The sequence below is a fragment of the Gammaproteobacteria bacterium genome (assembly GCA_003696665.1).
GTDB lineage: Bacteria > Pseudomonadota > Gammaproteobacteria > Enterobacterales.
In genome coordinates, this window is sequence record RFGJ01000048.1 from 1 (window position 1) to 5,043 (window position 5,043).

Below are 5,043 nucleotides of genomic sequence, written 5' to 3' on the forward strand. Positions count from 1 at the left end.
ATTCTGGGAAAGTCCCAGAACGTCAGCAAAATTGATTGTTGTTTTCGTTTTAATTTTATAGGCATTTGGTATAGGATGCTGTCCTAATTGAATGGTTTGCAGTCCTTGGGTAGGGCGAATGATTCGTTTTTTTTGTCTCGTTATTTTTTTGGTTTTGTCGACCTCATCATTTGCGTTTTCTACCAAGGCGAAGGAATATTTTTGGTATCAGAAAGACGAACAGAAAAGCACGGATGACAAAGAAAATGCCGGCTGGGAAGGTAGTGCAGAATTGGGACTCATCTATGCCCGCGGAAACTCGAACACAGATACCTTGCAAGCCAAACTGAACTTATCGAGAGACGGCTTGTTATGGCGACCCAAATTGGCAGCGCAAAGTCTAAAAACAAAGGACAGCGGCGAGACAACTGCAGATCGCTATCAAATGCTTTTACAGGCCGATCGAAAGTTCAAACATCAGGGTTATGCCTTTGTTGCCGTCAACCATGAGGTTGACCATTTCAGTGGATTTGACTATCAGTCGTCAATTTTTGCTGGATACGGTCGTGATTTTAAGCATGGAAAGGCCTGGCAGGCCTCGGTAGAGTTTGGACCAGGTTATCGGGTCTCGGAGCCAGAAGTCGGCGAGACTGAAGCCGAACGCATCTGGCATATCGCAGGGCGCTTTAAGTATAAATTCAACGATACCGCTTATCTTGAGGGGGCTGGTGTTCACGACCGGGGTAATGAGCAAGCAATTTCGCAGATGAGTCTTGGTTTTGGCAGCAAGATTAACACGACACTGGCGCTGAAAGTGTCGTATGACGTTCGTCACAACAGTATGCCGCCTGCCGGCGTGAAATCGATCGATCGTGTGACAGCCATCAATTTAGTCGTCTCCTTCTAAAATCGACAAACAGCCCTTTTGTTGACGCATATCAACGCTTCAAGAGGCCATCCGTTTTATATTTCATCCCATCATCGCATGTGGAGGGATGGGGATGAGCTCAATCAAAAAAATTGTTGTTGTCGTGGACGGTGATGACCATCAAAGTGTGCTCTTGAAATCGGAATGGTTGGCCAAACAAACAGGCGCCAAACTGAACTTGGTCAAGGTTGTCTACGATCGCTTTGTTGGCGTCAAACGTGTTCTCGGAAATGAGAATGTTGAGAAAATCCGCAACCAGTTGATTGCGGCGCAAGAAGCCGCCTTGAGTGAGCTGGTAACTGGCTTAAAACACCGTGGTATTGAGGCAGAAAAACAAGTGCTGTGGCATCCGAACCCGGCAGAAGCGATTTGCAAATGTGCCAAATACGGAGACGTTGATCTCATTGTGAAAGCTGTGCGTCCTCATCATCGCTGGGGACATTTGCTGACCTCTGTGACCGAGTGGAATCTGATACGTCACAGCGCAGTGCCGGTTCTGTTCGTGAAAGATGCCCATCACTACGATGCGCGACCTGTCATAGTCGCTTTAGATATTGGCAGCGAGGATGAGGTGCATCAAGAGTTAAACCGGCAATTAATTCACGAAGCGGCGCAATGGCAGAAATTGACAGGCGCCCCGATACATGTAGTGGCGGCATATCCCCTACCATCCATGGATGTGCCCGCGGAATTCAGCGTTGTCAATTATGAAGCCCTGCGCGAAGAAATTGAGCAAGGGTATCGTCAGGGCGTGATGAGTTTGCTGGATAAACACCCACTAGAATACGCGCAAATTTGGGTGCGAGAAGGGGTAGTGGAGGATGTATTGGCGGATGTGGCGAACCAAATACAGGCGTCACTGGTGCTGGTGGGGACGGTGGCGCGGACCGGTGTTTCTGCTGTGGTGATGGGCAATACCGCAGAACGAGTGATCGATGCCATTGACTGCGATGTGATGGTGTTGCGACACGGGGCCTTAGTGGAATTGGCATAGGACCCCTCCTATGAACCGAAAACAGCAAAACTGGCATGAACTGGCGCCTTTATTCTTAGGGGCATATGCTGAAAACAACGATCTGCTTGAAAAGCTGTTACGGGAGCATATCAACGAGCACGTCTTCTGGCGAAGAAATTTCCACCCAGATGATCAGCCGCCCATTGCCACCACGACACAGTACACCGAGGCTTATCTGCAAACTGAGGCTCGGACCCGGCAGGCCCTGCACGAGTTGGCGGCACGATTGAAGCGAACCGTGCCATTTTTTCACCCACGTTATGTGGGGCACATGGCTTCCGATGTCCTGCTGCCAGGACTGGTGGCGAAAATTGTGACTACTTTGTATAACCCCAACAATGTGTGCACCGAGTCGGCTTCGGTCACTATCGATATGGAGCTAGAGGCCGGCCAGAATTTTGCCCGCATGTTGGGGTTTAATGTTGACCCCGACAGCTATCCGGTGGCCTGGGGGCATCTGACATCGGGCGGTACTGTGGCGAATATTGAGGCTCTTTGGAACATTCGTCATGCACGTTTTCTGGGGCTCGCCATGGCAAAAGTGGGGGGGCAAAGAGACCTTGTTTTCACACTTCCAGACGGCCGGAGCCTGACAGATCTCAATGATTGGGAGTTATTTAACCTCCCGCTCGATCAGGTGCTATGGCTGTGGCATCAATGGATGAGTGAAGATCCAGAAACACGACATGACAAGACAGAGTGGCTTGCCGAACATCTACCGGAACATTTGGGATTGGCGGCATTCTTCCAGCGTTATTGGACCATTAAACCGCCAATGATTTTGGTCCCGGCAACCGCCCACTATTCGTGGCGAAAAGCAGCCAAAATCTTGGGGTTGGGCGCAAAGCAACTTGTCGAAGTGCCAGTCGATCGTCATATGCGAATGGATGCCGGCGCCTTGTCGCGAATTTGTCAACAGGCCTGTGCCATGCAAACCCCCATCCTGGCCGTGGTTGGTGTGCTGGGCACGACTGAATTCGGTACCATTGATCCGATTGACCAAATCGTCGAAGTTCAGCAGTCTTGCCAGACTCAAGGCCTGTACTTCCCCATCCATGTGGATGCCGCGTGGGGAGGGTATTTGGCATCGATAATCCGCTCTGCCGATGGCGGTACTAAAGCGCGGGAGCATGTGCGTCAGGCATTTAAGAACTTCCCGTCTCCGGAAGTTTATGACGCGCTTGTCGCCTTGAAGCACGTGGATTCGGTGACGCTTGATCCGCACAAGCTTGGTTACTTGCCCTACGCCGTTGGCGGGGTGATTTACCGAAACCGGCTGCTGAGCCTTATTCAGTCACAGAAAGCGGATTACGTCTTCAGTGGTGATGCGGCCGAAGGCTTTGCCAATCTCGGTCAGTTTATTTTAGAAGGCAGTAAAAGTGGTGCTTCAGCGGCGGCCGTTTGGGTGAGCCAGAAGGTGATGCCTTTGCATGCCGAGGGTATGGGGAAATTGGTGGCACGTTCCATCCACAATGTAGAATATTTTATTGAGCGTGTTGATTCCCTCAAAAAATCTCTGGAACAACGCGCCGCTGTGGTGGTTCCGGTCATGCCTGACTCAAATCTGGTGACCTTGGCCATCAACCCGACTGGCAATCATTCGGCTGCACAAATGAACCAATTTATGACCGCTTTGCTGGAACGCCTGGCTTATACACGGAACCAACCAGTTCAGAACTTACAGTTTATTGGTTCGAGTACCCGTTTGTATCGGAAAAACTTGTCGAACTCAGAAGCGACGCGATTATGTATGGCGCTTGGGGTGTCGCGAGAGACTTTTGTCACTGAAGTGAAAGATAAGCACGTGATGTCCGAGAGTCTGTTAATTTTGCGACACACTTTGATGAGCCCGTGGCTCATTGAAAACGACGTTCAGGTCAATTACATCGATCTCTATTTCGACTACCTTGAACAACAAATCAATGCGTTACTTGCTGAGTGGCCAAGGTGTGGTAATGCTGCGACAGCCTAAGCACCCTAACTTAACGTCATCAATCAGGGTGATGGCAGTTAGTTCCGGCCAATTGCGAGAGTCGTGGCATATCGAGTATTTCGATTTCCCTATCCTGAACGTGGATGAGGCCGTCTTCAGAGAACTTGGTCAACAGGCGGCTGACCGTTTCGACCGCAAGCCCGAGATAGCGGCCGATCTGGCCCCGAGTCATGCTGAGCCGGAAGCGTTCGGCTGACAACCCACGCCGTTTGAAACGCTGCGACAGGTTAATAAAAAACGCCGCCAGTCGTTCGTCGGCGCTTTTTCGGCCAAGCAACATCATCAGTTCGTGTTCGCTCTGGATCTCCGAGCTCATCACGTTAAATAATTGGCGTTGCAGGGAGGGAATGACGGCAGCGATTTCCTGTAACCGTTCAAATGGTAAAACGCAGACACTGCTGGTTTCTAATGCTTTGGCCGTGGTCGGGTGTTTTTTGGAGTGAATCCCATCAAGCCCAATGATTTCTCCGGGCAGATAGAAACCGGTGACCATCTCCTGGCCTTCTGCATTGACCGCACTTGACACAAAGCTTCCCGACCGCACGGCATAAATGGCCTCGAACGGTTCGCCCGCATGAAACAATGGTTGGCCTTTTTTGATGGTTGCTCCACGTTCAATGATCGTTTCCAAGTGATCGATTTCAGATTCTGCCAGCATGACAGGCAGACAAAGTTTGCGGATGGCGCACTGTTGACAACGGACGGCGTGTTTGTTGTCTGGGCTGGCAGTTTGAGCTCGATAGGGCATTGGTGATGAACACTGATAACGCGTGGATGAAGTATAACAACTTCATCCCTTGTCGGCCAATCTTTCAAATGGTCTTGGAAAAGCTGATTTGTTCGCGCATGCGCTGCAGGTATTTATCGAACGGCATGCATACATTACGTACCAATAAACGACCAATATCGTTGATTTTGATCCTGTGGTCACTGATGGTCACCAGTCCATCGACCTCCATTTGTTTGAGTTGAGCCAGCGCATCATCAAAATAAGTTTCAAAATCAATGTTGTGAGCTTCGGAAAAGGCGTGCATGTCAAGCTCAAAATGGCAGATCAATTGCATGATGGCGGCACGGCGAATTTTGTCATCCTGGGTGAGGACTTTGCCTCGCCAGACCGGAAGACGG

Annotated in this window: 5 protein-coding genes; 3 read left to right on the top strand and 2 right to left on the bottom strand. The window is 50.3% G+C overall.

Features of this window, described 5'->3' with window-relative positions:
- Window positions 1–91 precede the first annotated feature (91 nt).
- From D6694_01430 to D6694_01440, 3 genes are all read left to right on the top strand, one after another.
- Entirely contained in the window at window positions 92–886 is a 795-nt protein-coding gene (locus D6694_01430) for a DUF481 domain-containing protein (GenBank protein RMH47797.1), read from the top strand.
- Between the two features lie 88 nt (window positions 887–974).
- Window positions 975–1,901, top strand: a complete 927-nt coding sequence (locus D6694_01435; GenBank protein ID RMH47798.1) for a hypothetical protein — start codon at window positions 975–977, stop codon at window positions 1,899–1,901.
- Window positions 1,902–1,911: 10 nt separating this feature from the next.
- Window positions 1,912–3,894: a pyridoxal-dependent decarboxylase gene (locus D6694_01440; GenBank protein ID RMH47799.1), complete on the top strand. Its 1,983-nt coding sequence runs from the start codon at window positions 1,912–1,914 to the stop codon at window positions 3,892–3,894.
- Between the two features lie 19 nt (window positions 3,895–3,913).
- Here D6694_01440 and D6694_01445 read toward each other — a convergent pair whose 3' ends face one another.
- Both D6694_01445 and D6694_01450 read right to left on the bottom strand, forming a co-directional pair.
- On the bottom strand, window positions 3,914–4,663 hold the full coding sequence (locus D6694_01445; protein ID RMH47800.1) for a fumarate/nitrate reduction transcriptional regulator Fnr: 750 nt from the start codon (window positions 4,661–4,663) through the stop codon (window positions 3,914–3,916).
- A 64-nt stretch (window positions 4,664–4,727) separates the two neighbouring features.
- On the bottom strand, window positions 4,728–5,043 hold a 316-nt coding region (locus D6694_01450), incomplete at its 5' end, for a coproporphyrinogen III oxidase (protein RMH47801.1).